7 protein-coding genes are annotated in these 23082 nt (G+C 57.1%); 4 read left to right on the top strand and 3 right to left on the bottom strand.

Annotation, left to right across the window (positions count from 1 at the left end; genetic code table 11):
* Positions 1–77: 77 nt before the first annotated feature.
* From CUN67_RS16475 to metK, 3 genes are all read right to left on the bottom strand, one after another.
* Positions 78–590 (bottom strand): SprT family zinc-dependent metalloprotease, encoded by a 513-nt coding sequence (locus tag CUN67_RS16475; protein ID WP_208716377.1) that lies wholly within the window; start codon positions 588–590, stop codon positions 78–80.
* A 99-nt stretch (positions 591–689) separates the two neighbouring features.
* Entirely contained in the window at positions 690–2084 is a 1395-nt protein-coding gene (locus CUN67_RS16470; RefSeq protein ID WP_208716376.1) for a sugar porter family MFS transporter, read from the bottom strand.
* A gap of 479 nt (positions 2085–2563) precedes the next feature.
* Positions 2564–3715, bottom strand: a complete 1152-nt coding sequence (gene metK / locus CUN67_RS16465; RefSeq protein ID WP_013510363.1) for a methionine adenosyltransferase — start codon at positions 3713–3715, stop codon at positions 2564–2566.
* Positions 3716–3831: 116 nt separating this feature from the next.
* Here metK and CUN67_RS16460 point away from each other — a divergent pair, with 116 nt between their 5' ends.
* The 4 genes from CUN67_RS16460 to CUN67_RS16445 all read left to right on the top strand — a co-directional run bounded on the left by CUN67_RS16460 (position 3832) and on the right by CUN67_RS16445 (position 23050).
* Complete coding sequence (locus CUN67_RS16460; protein ID WP_208716375.1) at positions 3832–4296, top strand: hypothetical protein; 465 nt, start codon at positions 3832–3834, stop codon at positions 4294–4296.
* Positions 4297–4539: 243 nt separating this feature from the next.
* Positions 4540–6516 carry a biosynthetic arginine decarboxylase gene (speA, locus tag CUN67_RS16455; protein ID WP_208716374.1) on the top strand — a complete coding sequence of 659 codons (1977 nt, stop codon included), beginning with the start codon at positions 4540–4542 and terminating at the stop codon, positions 6514–6516.
* Between the two features lie 720 nt (positions 6517–7236).
* On the top strand, positions 7237–7992 hold the full coding sequence (locus CUN67_RS16450; RefSeq protein ID WP_208716373.1) for an EAL domain-containing protein: 756 nt from the start codon (positions 7237–7239) through the stop codon (positions 7990–7992).
* A gap of 235 nt (positions 7993–8227) precedes the next feature.
* Complete coding sequence (locus CUN67_RS16445) at positions 8228–23050, top strand: Ig-like domain-containing protein (RefSeq protein ID WP_208716372.1); 14823 nt, start codon at positions 8228–8230, stop codon at positions 23048–23050.
* Positions 23051–23082: the final 32 nt, after the last annotated feature.

The following is a 23082-nucleotide window of genomic DNA, read 5'->3' as shown; positions in this document are numbered from 1 at the left end:
ATTCCAAAAATTAACCTGGTGCGAAAAAAGGCGGCAGGTTAGCAGAATGCTGGCGGGGGTGAAATGGGATAATCGGACTAACTTGCTGTAAATTCACCGGGTTGCAGCAAAGTGCCGCAATGGACGCAGCGATATTCGCTTTCGCCGCGCAGCACACGATTGTGGCGGCGCACGGTCAACTGATGTTGCTGGCAACCGCAGCGGTAGGGGAAGGTCTGACTGCGCACCGAGTCGATTTCAAACTGATGGGTACGACGTGCCGCAACCCCCAGCACGTTTTCCATCATCCATTTCCACTCTTTGCCGTGTGGCGCAACGCGACCGAAGGTTTTCCACACCAGCAGATGTGCCAGTTCGTGTGGCACCACTTCGTCGATAAACGCCTGCTGGTTTTCCAGTAACAATACCGGGTTGAGGCGGATTTCCCACTTTTCCAGCCAGGCGGTTCCCGCCGCAGTGCCGCGTTGCTGGTAGATCAGTTTGGGTTCGGGATAGATGCGTTCCAGCCGCTCGTTAGCCAGTTGCAGGAACTGACGCAGTGAACGCATAACAGCTTGTTGTACAGCGATGGGCAGGCGGGGCGTTTTCATGTCGGCCAGCATAAGATGTTGCGCCAGAGAACTCAACCGTTGCGGGACGGGCAATAAAAAAGGGCTGCCAGCTGGCAGCCCTTGTGCGTTATATCTCGATCACTGCTGACCGATTTCGCGCAGTTTTTTGCCCGACAGCAGGTTGCGTTCGATGTGCTCCAGTGAGACGTTTTTGGTCTCCGGAATCAGCACCAGTGTCAGCAGGATAAAGAACACGTTCAGTCCCGCGTAGACCCAGAAGGTCGGTGCGTTGCCCAGCGAATTCAGCATCGTCAGGAAGGTTGCGCCGACAATCATGTTGGCAATCCAGTTGGTGGCGGTTGAGACGGTGATACCAAAGTCACGACCTTTCAGCGGCTGGATTTCAGAGCACAGTACCCAAATCAGCGGGCCGGCACTCATGGCAAAACCAACGATAAACATCAGCAGCATAGCAACCGCAAAGTATTGCGCACCTTCGGAGTGAATGCCGATATGCAACATGGAACCGAGGATGCCCATACCTGCCGCCATCACCAGGAAGCCCAGTACCAGCGTCGGTTTACGACCCCAGCGGTCCACCAGGCCGATAGCGATAAAGGTGGCCAGTACGTTCACCAGGCCAACAATTACCGTGCCCCACATTTGCTGTGTGGTGTTGGCAAAGCCAGCGATTTCAAAGATTTTCGGCGCGTAGTACATGATGACGTTCATGCCGGTGAATTGCTGCATCACCTGCAACAGTACGCCGAGGAACACTGCACGACGGAAGTTGCTATTGCTCTGGAACAGCTGCCAGCCTGACTGTTTGATCTTCAGACTTTCACGGATTTCATCCAGCTCACGTTTCGCCTGCTCACTGGTGTCACGCAGACGATCCAGTACGCGCTGTGCATCGCGGAAGTTACCTTTTGCCGCCAGCCAACGTGGGCTGTTGGGCAGGAACACCACACCGACCAGCAACAGGATCGCCGGAATGGTGATCACACCCAGCATCCAGCGCCATGCGCCAGCATCACTGAACGCGGTATCGGACAGGTAAGCCGCCAGAATACCGATGGTGATCATCAGCTGATACAGTGAAATCATGCTGCCACGGATTTTTTCCGGTGCTATTTCAGAGAGATACAACGGCGCGGTGTAAGATGCGACACCGACCGCCAGGCCGAGAACCACACGGGCGGCAATCAGCATTTCCGGGTTCGGCGCCATAGCCGACCACAGCGAACCAATAACGAACAGGATGGCACCGGCCATCAGGCTCTTTTTACGGCCCAGATGCGAAGACATCCAGCCGCTCCCAATGGCACCCACTGCGGCACCAAACATCATGGAACTGACGATCCACTCCTGTTGGTGAGCAGTCACGTTAAAATCTTTTGCGATAAAGGGCAGGGCACCCGCGATGACACCGATATCGAGACCGAACAGCAGGCCGGCCAGAGCCGCGAGAAAGCAGACAAACAAGGTCATCGCCTTATTTGAGGTTCTGCTTTTGTGAGTATTGCCAGGCATATTGCCTCCAAATTTATCTATCGTTGTTTTTATCAATGTTAAGGAACCTGCTTCCGGGAAAAAGTGAGGGCGATCACATGAATGTAATCGGTTACACACACTGAAACCCTGTAATTCAGCATTTTTCGCCCAAAATGGTTCAGTAACCAGTAAGGTATCGTACCTGTTAAGTTTCTGACATCATTCTAAATATCGGCTATCAGACGACGCTGAAAATAACGCATTTTTACCGGAATGACTACGCTGCAAAATTCCTAAATCACAGATATTTAAAGCGTTTCAAAATGTAATCGTTAACATTTTGTTGTAAGCAAGACTTTGTAAGTGTAGACGGTGAGATAAGCATGGCTGTAGCGGCGCGATTTGTCGCGCGCTTTTGGCTTCAGGTACATTAAAAAGACGCGCGACAAATCGCGCCGCTACGGAAATGAATCAGGGAGGCCAAAGGCCTCCCTGATTTTTCGCTGATGGGCTAAAACTTACAGGCCGGCAGCTTCACGCAGCTGTGCGGCTTTGTCGGTTTTTTCCCACGGGAAGTGTTCGCGACCAAAGTGACCGTAAGCCGCGGTCTCTTTGTAGATCGGTTTCAGCAGATCCATCATCTGAATCAGGCCGTAAGGACGCAGGTCGAAGAACTCGCGTACCAGCAGGGTCAGCTGTTCGGTTGCCACTTTCTCGGTACCGAAGGTTTCCACCATGATGGAAGTCGGCTCGGCCACGCCAATTGCGTAGGAAACCTGGATCTCACAACGGTCTGCCAGACCGGCCGCAACGATGTTTTTCGCCACATAACGCGCAGCGTAAGCCGCAGAACGGTCAACTTTTGATGGATCTTTACCGGAGAATGCACCGCCACCGTGACGAGCCATGCCGCCGTAGGTATCAACGATGATTTTACGACCGGTCAGACCGCAGTCACCCATCGGGCCACCGATAACGAAACGGCCAGTCGGGTTAATATGGTATTTGGTGCTGGCGTTGATCCACTCAGTCGGCAGAACCGGCTTGATGATTTCTTCCATCACCGCTTCACGCAGGTCAGCCTGAGAAATCTCTTCAGCATGCTGCGTTGACAGCACTACCGCATCGATACCGACAATTTTGCCGCCATCGTACTGGAAAGTGATCTGGCTTTTCGCGTCCGGACGCAGCCACGGCAGGGTGCCATTTTTACGCACTTCAGCCTGACGCTGTACCAGACGGTGCGCGTAGGTGACCGGCGCAGGCATCAGCACATCAGTTTCGTTGGTGGCGTAGCCAAACATCAGACCCTGGTCACCGGCTCCCTGCTCCAGCGGATCGGTACGGTCAACGCCCTGGTTGATGTCCGGAGACTGTTTACCGATGGCGCTCAGTACCGCGCAGGAATTGGCATCAAAGCCCATATCGGAATGAACATAGCCGATTTCACGAACGGTATTACGGGTGATCTCTTCGATATCAACCCAGGCGCTGGTGGTGATTTCACCGCCAACCAGTACCATACCGGTTTTCACGTATGTTTCGCAGGCCACGCGTGCTTTCGGATCCTGTTCAAGGATGGCGTCCAGCACGGCGTCAGAAATTTGGTCAGCGATTTTATCAGGATGTCCTTCTGATACGGACTCAGACGTAAAAAGGTGTTTAGCCATTCTGTTCTTTACCTTACAAATGGTTTGAATTCGACTGCATAGCGTAAGCAAGGCCAACCAGGCCAGACTCGACGCCCCTTCAGGCAAAGCCGCGAGCAGTAAGAAGTGAATGCGCAATGCGCCTGCACAGCCTGGATGTTAACCAGTTTAGATGGATGACCATCTGGACGGCTATTCTAGGTTACTCACTGAGCGAATTACCAGCCCTTTTTCTGTTTCCGCATTTTACGCAACAGCGAAACTGGCAAATTTTCCTGACACGGATGCCCGCTATCCTTAGGGTATCGGCCGCTTACATGAAAGCTTTTGCAATTTTACGCGTCAGGCTGTATAAATCGCCGCTGCTGTCGACCACAGCCCAAAAGGATGACGCCGCCGTGCGTCGCGCTCGTCAGATATGCCTATATCTGGTTTTCACCCAGGCCGTTTCCCGCATGTTTTCCCCATGCGTTGGAGGTGATAAAAGTAATGAACCAATCTTTCTCTTTATGCGGTTCACTGCGTTCAGCGTGCGCGCTGGCAATCCTTCCCGTTTCCATTTCTGTTTTACTCTCCAGTCGAAGTTTTGTTCGTTGCGGTAATTATCCCGACACGAGCGCCGGCTAATCTGTCCCCCACAATTCTGTTGATGTTTTTCACGCTCCCGCAGCGCGGGAAATGTCAGGCGATTTCTGGCCCGGTTGTACGCATCCCGGCCCGGTGTTTTACACTTACAAAGAGCACCTGATGAGGGAGTTTGCGCAGGATGGGGCATTTTTTTCCCGACGTAACAACGACAAAAACCGGCAACTATTTCTTATTTCAACGGAAAATTGAGGTTCGCGATGTCTGACGACATGAAGAATATCAAGGGTTCGTCAGCAGGCGAACAGGGTGTACTCCGCTCCATGCAGGAGGTGGCGATGAACGACCAGGAAGCGAGCAGAATGCTACGCACCTACAATATTGCCTGGTGGGGCAATAACTATTACGACGTGAACGAATTGGGTCACATCAGCGTGTGCCCGGATCCGGACATGCCGGAAGTTCGCGTCGATCTCGCTAAGCTGGTGAAAGAGCGTGAAGCGGATGGTCAGCGTCTGCCCGCGCTGTTCTGCTTTCCGCAGATTCTGCAACACCGCCTGCGTTCGATTAACGGTGCCTTTAAACGCGCCCGTGAATCTTATGGCTATAAAGGCGACTACTTCCTCGTTTATCCCATCAAGGTTAATCAGCACAAGCGCGTGATTGAATCGCTGGTTAACTCCGGCGAACCGCTGGGTCTGGAAGCGGGTTCCAAAGCGGAGCTGATGGCGGTGCTGGCACACGCCGGTAAGACGCGCACGGTAATTGTCTGCAACGGCTATAAAGACCGCGAATATATTCGCCTGGCGTTGATTGGTGAGAAGCTCGGTCACAAAGTGTATCTGGTGATCGAAAAGATGACCGAGGTGCGAATGGTACTGGAAGAGGCCGAACGCCTCAACGTGGTGCCGCGTCTGGGTATCCGTGCACGCCTGGCGTCGCAGGGGTCAGGCAAATGGCAGTCAAGCGGTGGTGAGAAATCTAAGTTTGGTCTGGCGGCTTCGCAGGTCTTGCAGCTGGTTGAGATCATGCGGAAGGCTGATCGTATCGAAAGCCTGCAACTGCTGCATTTTCATCTCGGTTCGCAGATGGCCAACATTCGCGATATCGCCACCGGTGTACGCGAATCGGCTCGCTTCTATGTGGAGCTGGCGAAACTTGGCGTCAACATTAAATGCTTCGATGTGGGCGGCGGTCTCGGTGTCGATTATGAAGGTACGCGCTCGCAGTCGGATTGCTCGGTTAACTATGGCCTGAATGAATACGCCAATAATGTTATCTGGGCGATTGGTGATGCCTGTGACGAACACGGGCTGGAACATCCGACAGTCATTACCGAATCCGGACGTGCGGTGACCGCGCACCATACCGTGCTGGTTTCCAACATTATCGGGGTGGAACGTAACGAATTCAGCACGCCAGTCGCGCCGGATGTTGATGCGCCGCGTCCTATCCAGAGTCTGTGGGACACCTGGCAGGAGATGCATGAGCCGAACGTGCGTCGTTCGCTGCGTGAGTGGCTGCACGATAGCCAGATGGACCTGTTCGACATCCATACCGGTTATTCGTCGGGTACTTATGATCTGCGCCAGCGCGCCTGGGCGGAGCAGTTGTATCTCAGCATCTGTCATTACATTCAGCAGCATCTGGATCCGAGCAATCGCGCGCATCGCCCGATTATCGATGAGTTGCAGGAGCGTATGGCGGACAAGATTTACGTCAACTTCTCATTGTTCCAGTCGATGCCGGATGCCTGGGGTATTGATCAGCTCTTCCCGGTATTGCCGCTGGAAGGGCTGAACAAAATGCCGCAGCGTCGCGCGGTGCTGCTCGACATCACCTGTGACTCCGATGGCACCATCGATCACTACGTGGATGGCGATGGGATTGCCACCACCATGCCGATGCCGGAATACGATATCGACAACCCGCCGATGCTGGGCTTCTTTATGGTTGGCGCTTATCAGGAAATCCTTGGCAACATGCATAACCTGTTTGGTGATACCGAAGCCGTGGATGTGTTTGCCTTCCCGGATGGTAGCGTCGAAGTTCAGCTGTCAGATGAAGGCGATACCGTCGCTGATATGCTGCAATATGTTCAGCTGAACCCGGCTGAGCTGATGACACTGTTCCGCGATCAGGTGAAGCAGACCGATATCGATGAAGAACTGCGTGCGCAATTCCTTGAAGAATTCGAGAGTGGCTTATATGGCTACACCTACCTTGAAGACGAATAATTAATCATCTGTTCACCGAGCCACATCCGTGGCTCGGTGCATTTCCCACTTCATTATTATCTCCGCTGCTATCCCTCTAATTAAATTTGCGATCGCGATCACCCTGTTAATTAACGTGATAGTCACCTTGAAAAAATGAATTCGCTGCTGAATATCTATCTTATTCATTTATTTAAAAAAGCGCAGCCGCAGCCTGACTGCTCTGCTTGATTGTCGTTGCGATGATCGTGGCAACCCGCCGTTACTAAGCAGCTTTTCTGTTATGTTTTTTTTGTACGCATAATAAAAATTTGATCATTGGTCACATAATAGTACCTGTTAGTTACTATTTTATTTCTGGAAACTTTAGGAAATGACTGATCTCAGGCCGGTCAACGGATGTTGGGTGTCAAATAAGTACTTTCCTGGTTTGTTTTTAATTTTATCTTTAAATTCAATTGATTATTTTTAGAATTATTTGCCACTACAATTTTTGTGGACATTGATATCTAAGACTTATCTGAATTTTTGGTTAATGTCTAAACAGGGCCGAAAGTTAATCAATTTGAGAATTCTATTAAACGAAGCGGATGATTAGGCCTTGCCTATTTCTCAAACTGTAAGTTATACGTTAACCTTCAGTAAAGGAGTTAAGATTTAGCGATGTTTTCCTTACTTTTTACATGAGGGATTCTGACATTTAGATCCTGTCGGATCGTGGCGAAAGGGAGCGTTAGTGGCATGCAACAGCAATACGTCTTCATATTGGAACCGGTTTACGGTTTATCAGGCAATTTAATTGCCTGGGAATTGCTGACGCGTTTTGCCGACGATACCGATATTAACCACGAGCATCATTCAGCCAGGGAATCAGGCTTTTTCAGTCAGTTATCGACGGAAGAGAAATGGCAGATATTCCTGTTACAGCTTGAACATCTGGAACAACTTTATCGCAAAGGTTTCCAGCAGATCATTAGCGTAAACATTAACAGGGATATCGTTACCAGCATCTTTACGGACGGAGAAGTCCAGCAAAAACTGGAACTGTTGCCTTTTTTCCGTTTCGAGATATCGGCATTCTTCATTGCCCGTTATACCCGGGCAGATTTGTTAATTTTAAAAGGCTTAGCAAAAATCGCGCCTTTATGGCTCGATGATTTTGGTCCGGGATATTCCAATCTGACCATGATGAGTAGCGGAATATTTGAATGCGTCAAGATCGATAAAGCCTTTTTCTGGAAATATGGCGAAAATCACATATTTGACATTCTGTTAGGCCATCTCAACGATTTATGCAATGGCGTCATTGTTGAGGGGGTTGAAACCCAACGCCATGTTGAACTGCTGGCAAATAAAGCCATATACGGCATGCAGGGACACCTCTGGAATGATTCTTATCTTAATGATTTTATTGATAAGTCATGGGGAGGTTCTGGCGCGGTAAACCTTTCTGGAAAACAGATATGCCAAAAAAAGAGTTTAAGGAGTTTCATGTAGTTCGCATTTTGCCAATCAATAAAAAAGACATTTTCCCCGTTGTAATTTTAAGAAATAAAACGTCCCCATTACCAGGATGGCGGCTTAACAAGGCTCAGTACGATTTCATCATCAGCATGATTGAGGTCGTCAATAGAGAGAAGTGAATAACCTAAGCGTATTCACTGTGAAACCGGGATCTGCGGATTTCGGGCGTTTTTATGGATTCTGATAACCTTCGGTGGAATATAGAGAAATGAATAATATCTCAGTCACGCCTAAAGGAGGCACCATCGCGTCGGTGCTGAATGGCAACAATATCACGTTGACCTCTCCGAGTGTGGTTCAGCTCAAACTTGAAAAGTCAGATATTAAATCCTACACACGCAACGGTAATGATCTTATTGTCACCACGAAATCGGGTGATGTTCTTGTTATTCATAATTTTTACGGCCCAAATGGCGCGAGTGATTTGGTGTTGGAAGACCACAATGGCGCATTGTGGTGGGTAGAGCACCCGGGGGAGCCAGGGTTCGAGTATCTCAATATCGACAGTACCGAGGGGCTGCTTGCGGAAAACACTACACATGATGGCGCGATTGCCGCCTTTGGTCTGGGTGGTGCCGCTCTGGCTGGGATTGCCGCGATGTTTGCCGGTTCCAGCAGCGGTGGAGGCGGCGGTGGCAGCAATACTGGCGGCGACACTGGCGGCGGTGGTGATAATGGTGGCGGCAACAACGGTGGTGGTGGCGGTAACAACGGCGGTGGCGGTGGTGATACCACGGCACCGGGTGTTGCCACTAACCTGGTTCTGACAGATACCGCTGGCTCTATTCAGGGGGCGATTAGCAACGGATCGAGCACCGACGACACCACACCAACCTTAACCGGTACTGCGGAAGCGGGCAGCACGGTCAGCATTTACGACGGCAGTACCCTGTTGGGTACCGTGACTGTCGGCTCTGACGGCACCTGGAGCTACACCACGCCCACGCTGGGGGAGGGTTCGCACAGCCTGACCACCACTGTGACCGACCCAGCGGGTAACACCAGCGCCGCGTCGGATCCTATTAACTTCACCGTCGATACCATCCCCCCGGCAGTTGCAAGCGACCTGGTGGTGACTGACAACGTCGGTGGTACGCAAGGGCCGCTGACGTCTGGTAGTTCTACCGATGACAACACGCCAACGTTAAGCGGTAAGGCCGAGGCGGGTTCCACGGTCAGCATTTACGATGGCACCACGCTGTTAGGCACGGTTACCGTCGGAGCCAACGGCGACTGGAGTTTTACCACCCCGGCGCTGAGTAACGGCAGTCACAGCCTGAGTGTGACGGTCACCGATGCTGCGGGTAACGTCAGTGCAGCAACGCCAGCCTTCGACCTGACCGTTGACGCGCTGGCTCCGGCCACCACCAGCTTGCAGGTCACCGATGACAGTGGTAACACGCCAAGGCAACTGGGTGATGGTGCCAGCACGCATGACAATACCCCGATACTGAGTGGCCTGACGACGGCGAACGCGGTGATCACCCTGTATGACGGTAATACGCTGTTGGGCAGCGTAGTGGCAGGCAGTGACGGTCAATGGGTGTTTACGCCGACCACACTGGCTGATGGACAGCATAGCTTCCATGCCACCATTATCGATGCTAACGGCAATCAGACTGTCTCCAACACCATCATTATCAATATCGATACGGTGGCACCGGAAGCAGCCGGTGACTTGAATCTCAGCAACAACGACGGCAGCACGGTGATTCCGGTGCCTGCGGGCAGTTCGACCAACGATACGACCCCGTTGCTGACGGGTACGGCTGAACCGGGCAGTACCGTCACCGTTTCGGATGGCACCACGGTACTCGGTACGGTGGTGGTTGGCAGTGACGGTAACTGGAGTTTCACTACGCCGACATTAGGTGAGGGCCAGCATAGCCTGACCACCACGGTCACCGATCCGGCAGGCAATACCAGCCCGGCGTCCGATCCCCTCAACTTCACCGTCGATACCACACCGCCTGCGGCAGCCAGCGGACTGACGGTAACGGATAACGTCGGGGATAGTCAGGGACCGATCACCTCGGGTGCCTCTACCGATGACAACACGCCAACCCTGAGCGGCCAGGCGGAACCGAACAGCCTGATCAGCATTTATGACGGCACGACGCTGTTGGGCAATACAACCACTGATGTCAACGGTAACTGGAGCTTTACCACTCCAGCCCTGACCAATGGCAGCCATAGTCTGACGGTGACGGTAACGGATACTGCCGGTAATGTCAGCGCAGCAACGCCTGCGTTTGATGCGGTCATCGCGGCAGACCTGCCTCCCGCCACCACCTCGTTGCAGGTGACTGACGATAGCGGCAATACGCTGATCTCGTTGGCCGATGGGGCCAGTACTCAGGACAGCACGCCAGTGCTGAGCGGTCTGGCGGGCGCTAACAATCTGATTACGCTGTATGACGGTACTACGTTGCTCGGCAGCGTGGTGGCCGGCGATAACGGACAGTGGAGCTTTACCCCAACTACATTGGCGGATGGTTCACACGACTTTCATGCCACCATCACCGATAGCAACAGCAACGTCACCGACTCCGTCACCATTAACATCACCATTGATACCCAGGCACCGGCAGCGGCGGGTGACTTGCAGCTCAGCAACAATGACGGTAGCACGGTGGTGCCGATCACTGCGGGGGGCGCAACCAATGACAGCTCACCGTTACTGAGCGGCACGGCGGAACCCGGCACCACCGTGACCATCTCCGATGGCACGACGGTGCTGGGCACAGTCACGGTCAACCCTGATGGTAGCTGGAGCTACACCACCCCTCAGTTGACCGATGGCAACCACAGCCTGACCACTACCGTGACCGATGCAGCGGGCAATACCAGCCCGGCCTCTGCGCCGATCGCCTTTACCGTGGACACCACGCCACCAGCCGCGGTCAGCGGTCTGGTGGTGACGGATAACGTTGGCGACAGCCAGGGACCACTGACCTCCGGTGGTTTCAGTGATGACAACACACCCACCCTGAGTGGTCAGGCTGAGGCGAATAGCGTCGTCAGCGTTTATGACGGCGATACCCTGCTGGGTACCGTGACGGTGGGCAGTGACGGCAACTGGAGCTTCACGCCAGAGGCGCTGACCAATGGCAGCCACAGCCTGACTGCCACCGTGACCGATGCGGCAGGAAATGTCAGCCCGGCAACCACGCCGTTCAACGTGACCATCAATGCCGATCTGCCGCCTGCCACCAGTTCGTTGCAGGTGACGGACGACACGGGCAACACCCTGGTTCAGCTGAGTGATGGTGACTTTACCCACGACAGCACGCCAGTGCTGAGTGGTCTGGCGACGGCCAACAGCCTCATCACCCTGTATGACGGCACTACGGTGCTTGGCAGCGTAACCGCAGACGGTAATGGTCAGTGGGTCTTCACACCCACGGCACTGGCTGATGGTGCGCACGCGTTCCAGGCCAGCATCACCGATATCAACGGCAATGTGACCGAATCCGCCACCATCAATATCACCATTGATACGGTGGCCACGGGGGCCACAGGCGGGTTGCAGCTCAGCAATGACGAAAGCGGTACGCTGGTTCCGATCGAGCCGGGCAGCGCCACCAATGATAACACCCCAGTGTTGAGTGGTAGCGCCGAACCGAATGCCATCGTATCGATCCTCGATGGTGATACTTTGCTGGGCACCACCACTGCCGATACCGATGGCAACTGGAGCTTTACGTTACCTACCCTGACTGAGGGTGATCATAGTCTGACCACGACGGTAACTGACCAGGCGGGTAATACCAGCGATCCATCCAGTCCCTTCGTGTTCACTGTGGATACCACCCCGCCAGCGGCTGCTGACAATGTACAACTGAGCAACGACTCAAGTGGCACCTCCGTACCGATCACCTCTGGCGCCACCAACGACACCACACCGGTGTTGAGTGGTACAGCAGAGCCAGGCACCACGGTCACTGTCTCAGATGGTGGCACGGTGCTGGGTACCACGACGGTGGACAGTGACGGTAACTGGAGCTTTACCACACCAACATTGGATGAAGGCGACCATAGCCTGACCACCACCGTCACCGATCCTGCGGGTAACACCGGACCGGCTTCCAGCCCTGTCATCGTTAACGTGGACACCACCGCACCGGATGCGGCTGGCGGACTGCAACTCAGCAATGATTTGACTGGCACACCGGAGCCGATTGCAGATGGCGGTGTCACCAACGACACCACGCCAGTATTGAATGGCACGGCAGAGCCGGGCAGCACCGTGACGGTTTCTGACGGTAGCACCGTGCTGGGGACGGCAACGGCAGACAACAACGGCAACTGGAGCTTTACCACCACACCATTGGGTGAGGGTGACCACAGCCTGACAGCTACTGTCACCGATCCGGCGGGGAACACCAGTGCTGTTTCGGATCCGGTCACCGTCACCATCGATACTACCGCCCCGGCGGTGGCGGGCGATGTGCTGCTGAGCAATGACGAAACTACGCCTTCAGCGCCGATTGCCGCAGGTGGCGCGACCAATGACACCACGCCGGTGCTCAGTGGCACCGCCGATCCGGGCAGCACGGTAACCGTGTCTGATAATGGTTCGGTGTTGGGTACGGCCGCGGTTGATAACGATGGTAACTGGAGCTTCACCACGCCGGAACTGGGTGAGGGTGCGCATAGCCTGACGGCCACCGTGACCGATCCGGCAGGCAACACCAGTCCGCCAACGACGGCGATTGATTTCACCGTCGATACGACGGCTCCTGCGGCGGCGACAGGCTTGCAGCTCAGTAACGACGAAAGTGGCACATCCGTTCCGATTGCCGCAGGTGGCACCACCAACGACACCACGCCGGTGTTGAGTGGCAGTGCTGAACCGGGCAGTACCGTCACGGTTTCCGATGGCACTAACGTGCTGGGTACGGCAACGGTGGATGGCAACGGCAACTGGAGCTTTACCACCCCCGCGCTGGATGAGGGCGCTCACAGCCTGACCACGACCGTGACCGATGCGGCCGGTAACACCGGTGTAGCCTCGGATCCGGTTGCGGTCATCATTGATACCACTGCTCCGGCAGCAGCAGCGGACCTGTTACTCAGCAACGATTCCAGCGGCACGTCAGTCCCTGTCACTTCAGGTTCCACCAACGACATCACGCCGGTGTTGAGTGGTACCGCTGAGGCGGGCAGCACCGTCACTGTCTCCGACGGCAGCGTGGTGCTGGGTACAGCAACTGTGGATGGCGACGGTAACTGGAGCTTCACTACGCCGGAACTGAGTGAAGGCTCGCATAGCCTGACCACCACCGTGACCGATCCGGCAGGTAACACCAGCACTGCTTCCGATCCGGTGGCGTTTACGGTGGATACTCAGCCACCAGCGGCCGCAGCGGGTCTGCAACTCAGTAATGATTCCAGTGGTACCCCGGTGCCGATTGCCGCAGGTGGCGCGACCAACGACACCACGCCGGTACTCAGCGGCACCGCCGAGCCGGGCAGCACCGTCACAGTTTCTGATGGCACGAATGTGCTGGGTACGGCAGCAGTGGATGGCGATGGTAACTGGAGCTTCACCACCCCAGCATTGGATGAAGGCGCTCACAGCCTGACCGCTACCGTGACCGATGCGGCGGGTAACGCGGGCCCGGCATCGGATCCGATCGCCGTCACCATCGATACCACCGCCCCGGCAGCCGCCGATAATTTACAACTCAGCAACGACAACAGCGGAGCGCTGGTGCCGATCACCACGGGTGCCACCAACGATACCACCCCGGTATTGAGCGGCACCGCCGAAGCCGGTAGTACGGTGACAGTTTCCGATGGCACTACCGTGCTGGGCACCGCCATCGTCGATACTGACGGCAACTGGAGCTTTACCTCACCGACGCTGGATCCAGGCGCTCACAGCCTGACCACCACCGTGACCGATCCGGCGGGGAATACCGGTATCGCGTCCGATCCGATCCTGTTGACCGTGGATACTTCGGCTCCGGATCCGGTAACCAATCTGACGGCGACCAATGACGATGGCGATACGCTGAACGGCCTGACTAATGACAGCACCCCAACGCTGAGCGGGACGGCTGAAGCGGGCAGTATCATCAGTATTTATGACAACATGGCGCTGATCGGTACGGTTCTGGCGGATGCGACCACCGGTAGCTGGAGCGTCACGCTGCAAACGTTGACCGATGGTGATCACAACCTGATGGTCACCGAGACTGATGCGGCTGGCAATATTAGTGCGCCGAGTAACATGGTGGCGTTGACGGTGGATACCACCGCACCGGACGTCGCGGACTTTGCGCTCAACAACAACAACGGCAGCACGGAAATCCCGATTGCCAATGGCGGCATCACCAATGACAACTCACCGGTATTAAGTGGTACCACCGAACCCAATAGCCTGATCACCATTTACGATGGCACCGATGCGATTGGCAGCGTGACCACCGATGGCAGCGGTAACTGGAGCTTTATTACCACGCCATTGCTTGATGGCAGCCATGCGCTAAGCATCACCGTGACCGATGCGGCAGGCAACACCGGCCCATCCTCAGCGGCGCTGAATTTCGACATCGACACCACAGCGCCGGATCCGGTGACTGACCTGGTGGTGAACAACAACGAAGGCAGTACGCTGGTGCCGATCACCGATGGCAACCTCACCAATGATGCCACACCGGAACTGTCCGGGACGGCAGAAGCGGGCAGTATTGTCAGCGTTTATGATGGCACCACCCTGCTCGGCACCACGTCCGCCGGGGCGGATGGCAGCTGGACTTTCACCACCTCTGACCTGGGCCAGGGGCCGCACAGCCTGAGTGTCACCGTCAGCGATGCCGCGGGTAACACCAGCGCCAACTCGACCACGGTGGATTTCACCGTTGACAGTGAAGCGCCAGCCGCAGCGGATAATCTGCTGCTGACCAATGACCAGAACGATACGCCGATTGCAGCAGGAGGCTCGACTAACGACAACACGCCGGTGTTGAGCGGCACTGCGGAAGCGAACAGTATCGTGACCGTGTCGGATGGCAGCAACGTGCTGGGCACCGCCATCACCGATGCTGACGGCAACTGGAGTTTCACCACCCCGATACTGAACGATGGCGCGCACAGCCTGAGTGTCACCGTTGCCGATGTGGCCGGTAACGTCAGCGATCCGAGCGCGCCGATCGCGTTGACCGTGGATACCGTGGCACCGTCTGCGGTGGCGGATCTGGTGCTGACCAATGATGCTGGCACCGATCCGGTGGATATCCCGAATGGTGGGCTGACCAACGATAACACGCCAGTGCTGAGCGGTTCAGCAGAGGCGGGGAGCATTATCGTTATCTCTGATGAGAACGGCGTGCTGGGTTCTGTTACCGTCGGGGACGGCGGTAGCTGGAACTTTACCCCCAGTGCGCTGGCGGATGGCTCCCATACCCTGAGCGTGACGGCAACCGATGCTGCTGGAAACGCCAGTGTCCCGGCCACCATCAGCCTGGAGGTTGATGCCACTGCGCCTGACGCAGCGGCAGGCATCACGCTGAGCAATGACAACGGCACCACGCCAACCACCATCACCAACGGCAGCACCACCGGTGACAGCACGCCATTGCTGGCCGGTACGGCTGAGGTGGGCAGCACCGTGACCATTCTGGATGGTACGACGGTGATTGGTACGGTGCTGGTGGACAGCAACGGGCAGTGGAGTTTCAGCACCCCGACGCTGAGCGACGCCTCCCACAGCCTGAGCGTGACCGTCACCGATGCGGCGGGGAACACCAGCGCGGCCTCGACGCCGATCACCTTCACGGTGGATACCGCCCAACCAGACGCCACCAGTCTGGTGGTGAGCAATGATAACGGCACCACACCGGTTCCGCTGGTTGATGGAGCAACCACCAATGACAACACGCCACTGCTGACCGGCACGGCAGAAGCCAACAGCATCATCACGGTCTACGATGGCACGGTGGTGATTGGTTCCGCCGCGGCCGATGGCTCCGGTAACTGGAGCTTTAGCGCACCGACGTTGACGGATGGTACCCATACCCTGAGCGCTACGGTCACCGATACGCTCGGTAACGTCAGTACCGCGTCCACCACGATCACGGTAGCAGTGGATGCGACAGCACCGGAACCGGTCGGCGATCTTGTGCTGCAAAACAATGACAGCACACCGTCCGTGGTGATCGCGGATGGCGGCACCACCAATGACGATACCCCGGAACTCAGCGGTACGGCCGAAGCGAACAGCATCATCACCGTTTACGATGGTACAACGCTGCTGGGCACCACCACGTCAGACGGTGATGGCAACTGGAGCTACACCACGTCTTCTCTGTCGAATGCGACCCATACGTTAAATGTCACCGTCACTGACGAGGCAGGAAACGTCAGTTCGACCACTTCCATCACCGTCACGGTTGACAACCAGGTGCCTGATCCGGTCAGTAACTTCGCGATCTATGACAACGACGGCACCACGCCGGTGCTGATCGCGAATAATGGCTCAACCAACGATGACACGCCTGTGCTGCGCGGTAACGCGGCGGCCGGGAATACCATCAATATCTTCCAGGATGGCAGCTTAATCGGCATTGCAACGGTGGCGGATAACGGCACCTGGCGCTTTGAAACCACTGCGTTGACTGATGGCCCGTACACTTACACGGTATCGGTAACCGATGCTGCGGGTAACACCAGCGCCGTGTCTGCCGACTACACCGTGACCATCGATACCGTCGCACCGGATGCTGTGAGCGATCTGGTGGTCACGGACGATGCCGGGGCGCAGATCGGGGAGCTGACCAGTGGCGACACCACGGATGACAATACGCCGACGTTAAGTGGCAGTGCAGTGACCGGCGAGGTGATTTCCATCTACGATGGCACCACGTTGCTTGGCACCGTCACGGCGGCGGCAGGGGCATGGAGCTTCACGCCAGCCGCGCTGAGTAATGGCAGCCATAGCTTCACCGTCACCGTGACGGATGCGGCAGGGAACGTCAGTGCGGCATCATCTCCTGCGTTTGATCTCACCATCAGTGCCGGGCAGCCGCCTGCTACCAGTACGCTGGAAATTACCGATGATAGCGGCAGTACCCTGGTTCAGCTGTCTGATGGTGCCGATACCAAAGACAATACGCCAGTTCTGAGCGGCGTGGCCGCAGAGGACGATGTCATCACCATCCATGATGGGGCGACGGTGCTGGGATCGGTGCTGGTTGACGCCAGCGGTCAGTGGACATTCACGCCAGCACCGGCGCTGGCTGATGGTGGCCATGCGCTCTACATCACAACGGTCGATGGCCTGGGCAACCCAGGTGTAACGTCAGATACCATTAATATCACGGTAGATACTGCGGTTCCGGCTACCGTGGCTGATTTGGTGGTCAGCAATGACAGCAGCGGTACGCCAGTGGTCATCGCTGACGGCAGTTCAACCAATGACAGCACGCCACTGCTGACCGGCACCGCAGAAGCCAATGCGGTGATCACCATTTACGATGGCACCAGCGTGGTAGGTTCCACCAGCGCGAATGCCTCGGGTATCTGGAGCTACAACACCCCAACCCTGAGCAACGGTTCGCATACCCTGAGCGTGACGGCAACTGACGCGGCGGGTAATGCCAGCCCCAACTCTGCATCGGTGACCTTCACCGTAGATACCCATGCGCCAGCTGCTGCAACGCTGGTGGTGACTAACGATGTCACCAGCACCGTGGTGCCGAATGGCGGTTCAACTAACGACAGCACGCCAACCCTGAGCGGTACGGCAGAAGCGAACAGCGTGGTCACTATCTACGATGGCACCACGGTGCTGGGTTCCGCTACGGCGAGTGCAGGCGGCATCTGGAGCTTCACCACCGCCGCCCTCGCCGAGGGTAGCCATGCGCTGAGCGTCAGGGCGACCGATGCGGCGGGTAACGTCAGTGTGGCATCCAGCACGGCAACGGTGGTGATTGACACCGTGGCACCGGCTGCGGTAACGCTGGCGGCCAGCAACAATAACGGCACCACGGCGATTCCGATTGCCAACAACGGTACCACCAACGACAACACCCCGGCCCTGAGCGGTACGGCGGAAGCGGGCAGCAAAATCACCATTTCGGATGGTACCACCGTACTGGGCACGGTGACCGCAGGCAGCAACGGCGCGTGGAGCTTTACCACCTCGACGCTGGCCGATGGCACCCATACCCTGAACGTCACCGCCACCGATGCAGCGGGTAACGTCAGCCCGAACGCCGCCGTGACGCTGACGGTGGATACCGGCGTACCGACAGCGTCAACGCTGACGGTCACCGCCGATAACGTCACACCAAACGTGACCATCCCGAGCGGCGGTTCCACCAACGACAACACGCCAACCCTGAGCGGCACGGCGGAAGCAGGCGCAGTGGTCACCATCTCTGATGGCTCTACGGTGCTGGGTTCCGTAACCGCAGGTGCGGGCGGCGCATGGAGCTTCACCACGGCGGCGCTTGCCAACGGTTCCCATCCGCTGAGCGTGACGGTGAAAGATGCGGCGGGTAACGTCAGCCCGGCCACGTCGGCGACGGTGATTGTCGATACCGTGGCACCGACGGCGTCAACGCTGGTGGTGACCAACGATGTCACCAGCACGGTGGTCCCGAACGGCGGCTCGACCAATGACAACACGCCAACCCTGAGCGGTACAGCGGAAGTCGGCAGCAGAGTCACCATCTCTGACGGCACCACGGTGCTGGGTTCCGTGACGGTCGGCGCGGGGGGCACCTGGAGCTTTATCCCCACCGCCTTGCTCGATGGAACTCACCCACTGAGTGTCACGGTAACGGACGCAGCAGGCAACGTCAGCGGCACCACCTCGGCGACGGTAATTATCGATACCGTGGCACCGGTGGCGGTGACCCTGGCAGCCAGCAACAACAACGGCAGTACGCCGGTAGCGATTGCCAACAATGGCACCACCAACGACAGCACGCCGGGGCTGAGCGGTACGGCGGAAGCGGGCAGCAAAATTACCATTTCGGATGGTACCACCGTGCTGGGTACGGTAACCGCAGGCAGCAACGGCGCGTGGAGCTTTACCACCTCGACGCTGGCTGATGGCACCCATACCCTGAACGTCACCGCCACCGATGCGGCAGGCAACGTCAGCCCGAATGCGTCGGTGACGCTGACGGTGGATACCGGCGTACCAACCGCTTCGACGCTGACGGTCACCGCCGATAACGTCACGCCGAACGTGACCATCCCAAGCGGCGGTTATACCAACGACAACACGCCAACCCTGAGCGGCACGGCGGAAGCAGGCGCGGTGGTCACCATCTCTGATGGCTCTACGGTGCTGGGTTCCGTGACGGCAGGTGCGGGCGGTGCATGGACGTTCACCACGGCGGCGCTTGCCAACGGTTCCCATCCGCTGAGCGTGACGGTGAAAGATGCGGCGGGTAACGTCAGCCCGGCCACGTCGGCGACGGTGATTGTCGATACCGTGGCCCCGACGGCTTCAACGCTGGTTATTACCAACGATGCGGCGGGTGTGGTGGTACCGAGTGGGGGTTCCACCAATGACAGCACGCCAGTGCTGAGCGGCACGGCAGAAGTCGGCAGCAAAGTCACCATCTCTGACGGCAGCACGGTGCTGGGTACGGTAACGGTTGGCGCGGGCGGTACCTGGAGCTTCACCACCGCCACCCTCAGCAACGGCACGCACCCGCTGAGCGTCACGGTGACAGATTTGGCGGGTAACGTCAGCGGCACCACATCAGCCAGCGTGATCATCGATACGGTGGCACCGGCGGCAGTAACCGGCCTGGCCGCCAGCAACAACAACGGCAGTACGCCGGTAGCGATCCCCAACAACGGCAGTACCAATGACAACACCCCGGCCCTGAACGGCACGGCGGAAGCGGGCAGCAAAGTCGCCATTTATGATGGATCGACCCTGCTGGGTACGGTGACCGCAGGCAGCAACGGCGCGTGGAGCTTTACCACCTCGACGCTGGCCGATGGCACCCATACCCTGAACGTCACCGCGACGGATGCGGCAGGCAACGTCAGCCCGAATGCGTCGGTGACGCTGACGGTGGATACCGGCGTACCAACCGCTTCGACGCTGACGGTCACCGCCGATAACGTCACGCCGAACGTGACGATACCGAGCGGCGGCTACACCAACGACAACACGCCAACCCTGAGCGGCACGGCGGAAGCAGGCGCAGTGGTCACCATCTCCGATGGCTCTACGGTGCTGGGTTCCGTAACCGCAGGTGCGGGCGGCGCATGGAGCTTCACCACGGCGGCGCTTGCCAACGGCACCCATCCGCTGAGCGTGACGGTGAAAGATGCGGCGGGTAACGTCAGCCCGGCTACTGCGGCGACGGTGATTGTCGATACTGTGGCCCCGACGGCTTCAACGCTGGTTATTACCAACGATGCGGCGGGTGTGGTGGTACCGAGTGGGGGTTCCACCAACGACAGCACGCCAGTGCTGAGCGGTACGGCAGAAGTCGGCAGCAAAGTCACCATCTATGATGGCAGCACGGTGCTGGGTACGCTGACCGTAGGAGGAAGCGGCACCTGGAGCTTTACCACTGCAACACTCAGCAACGGCACGCACCCGCTGAGCGTCACGGTGACGGATTTGGCAGGTAACGTCAGCGGCACCACCTCCGCCAGCGTGATTATCGATACCGTGGCACCAGCAGCGGTGACCGGCCTGGCGGCCAGCAACAACAATGGCGGTTCGGCGGTGACCATACCCAATAACGGCACCACCAACGACAACACGCCGCTGCTCAGTGGTACGGCGGAAGCCGGAGCGAAGATCACCATCTACGATGGTGCGACACTGCTCGGCACCACCACGGCGGCCAGCAGCGGGGCGTGGAGCTTTACCACTTCCACCCTGACTGAAGGCACCCATACCCTGAACGTCACCGCCACCGATGCGGCGGGCAACGTCAGCCCGAATGCGTCGGTTACGCTGACAGTGGATAGCGTTGCACCGGGTAACTCAACCTTGACCGTCACCAATGACTCGGTGACACCAAACGTGACAGTACCAAGTGGTGGTTATACCCGAGACACCACGCCGGTGCTGAGCGGTACGGCAGAGGTGGGCAGTCGCGTCACCATTTATGATGGTGCGACCATCATCGGATCTGTCACGGTTGGAGCCAGTGGGACATGGAGTTTCACCACGGCGGTGCTGGCTGATGGTTCTCATTCGATAAGCGTGACGGCAACGGATGCCGCAGGCAACGTCAGTGGCATCACGTCGTCAACGGTGATTGTGGATACCGTGGCACCGACCGCCGCCACTGCGCTGGCGGTGAACACGGCGGGTACCACCCTGACCGGTACCGGCGAGGCGGGCACCACGGTGACGGTGAAAGATGCCGGGGGGAACACCATCGGTACCGGTACTGTGGGCGTCACCGGCAGCTTCTCGGTCACACTGACGACCGCGCAGACCACCGGGGCAACGCTGTCTGTCTCACTGACTGATGCGGCAGGTAATACCTCACCCACCGCCACGGTGCTGGGGGCCATCAAAATCATCGCCGTTAATGACGCGGCGGAGGTGGATTACTCTACTACCACCACCACGGTCAATAACGGTACGACCAGCGTTTCTCATACTTCGTTGTTAAGTGCCAACCTGGGAAGTTTGCTGGGCGTCAATGTGTTATCGAATGGCAACGCTTATCTGTTTAGCGTGGGGAATGATGACACCCGCACTGTCACCCTGAACGGTGCCACCACCACCCTGGTAGGTCTGATCGGTAACTACACGCTGTATCTGTATCAACAGCAGACAGACGGTACCTGGGCATTGAAGTCCAGTACGGCGAACTACATTACGACGCTTCTGACCATAGGCACTCAGACCGGGGCCAACGTGACCTATTCCAACCTTGGAACAGGGACATATGCAGTGGTATTGGGGGCCAGCACCGGTATTTCGGTATTGCCAACCACCACCATCACCACGGTGACGGATACTACCGTGATGGCGGTGACGGTGGCGGCGACCGTCACCGGCAATCTGCTGACCAACGACACCAGCTCGGTAGCGGGCACGGTGCCAGCGGGTACCGCAGTGACCTCGGTGTCTGGTCATACGGTGGGAACCAGCACCTCGTTCAGCACCACCTACGGCACGCTGACCATCGACTCGCACGGTAACTACACCTATACGCTGAAGGCCGGTGTGGATATCGACACCCTGCCAGCCGCCGACACCTTCAGTTATTCGGTGACGGATGCCCAGGGCGTCGTGACCACCGCCACGCTGTCGGTTTCCCTGGTACACGCGACTGGCACGGCATCGTTGCTGACCGCCAACAGCCTGTTTGTGGAATCGGTCAGCACCACGGATAGCGACCATTCGGTCAGCGGCAGCATCTGGGCCGACAGCAGTACCAGCCACACCGGTACGCTGACGATCACCAATGAACACGGTGATAGCACCACGGTGCTGAGCAGTGGCCACACGGTAGTGGCGGGGGACTACGGTAGCCTGAGCATTGCTGCCGATGGTAGCTACACCTATGCGCTGAGTGCTGAGATTAACGCGCAAAGCATCACGCATAAGGAAGTCTTTAGCTACACCCTGGCGTCAACCGACGGCACCCTTACCAGCAACTCGTTCACCATTGAGCTGCATCCCACCATCACCGGCACGGCGGCGGCAGATACGCTGACCAGTAGCGCCTATGACGACACCATCACCTCGGGTGCCGGAACAGACACGCTGGTTTACCACCTGCTGAACAGCGCCGATGCCACCGGCGGCAACGGGCACGATACCTGGACTGATTTCTCGGTCACAAATGGCGACAAGATCGATGTCAGTAACCTGCTTATCGGCTGGAATGACGACACAAGTAACATTAATGATTTTGTGAAAGTGGATCATACCGCTGATGGCAGCACCGTGCTCTCGATTGACCGTGATGGCACCGGTACGGCGTACAGCAGTACCCAGCTGGTGACGCTGGAAGGCACTAACGCATCACTGGAGGAGTTGCTGCAACAACCGCATCAAACCCATACGGCGTAAGCGCTGTGGGGCAGGCAGGGATGAACCGGGGC

Source organism: Pantoea cypripedii (assembly GCF_011395035.1).
Classification (GTDB): domain Bacteria; phylum Pseudomonadota; class Gammaproteobacteria; order Enterobacterales; family Enterobacteriaceae; genus Pantoea; species Pantoea cypripedii_A.
Note: the sequence above shows the minus strand (reverse complement) of the source record. Positions and strands in the feature narration are given on the sequence as shown.

What these genes read in the sequence shown, in the direction of transcription:
- metK (WP_013510363.1), bottom strand. Translation starts at nt 3,715, where the DNA reads ATGGCTAAACACCTTTTTACGTCTGAGTCCGTATCAGAAGGACATCCT.
- CUN67_RS16460 (WP_208716375.1), top strand. Translation starts at nt 3,832, where the DNA reads ATGCGCCTGCACAGCCTGGATGTTAACCAGTTTAGATGGATGACCATC.
- CUN67_RS16470 (WP_208716376.1), bottom strand. Translation starts at nt 2,084, where the DNA reads ATGCCTGGCAATACTCACAAAAGCAGAACCTCAAATAAGGCGATGACC.
- CUN67_RS16450 (WP_208716373.1), top strand. Translation starts at nt 7,237, where the DNA reads ATGCAACAGCAATACGTCTTCATATTGGAACCGGTTTACGGTTTATCA.
- CUN67_RS16445 (WP_208716372.1), top strand. Translation starts at nt 8,228, where the DNA reads ATGAATAATATCTCAGTCACGCCTAAAGGAGGCACCATCGCGTCGGTG.
- CUN67_RS16475 (WP_208716377.1), bottom strand. Translation starts at nt 590, where the DNA reads ATGAAAACGCCCCGCCTGCCCATCGCTGTACAACAAGCTGTTATGCGT.
- speA (WP_208716374.1), top strand. Translation starts at nt 4,540, where the DNA reads ATGTCTGACGACATGAAGAATATCAAGGGTTCGTCAGCAGGCGAACAG.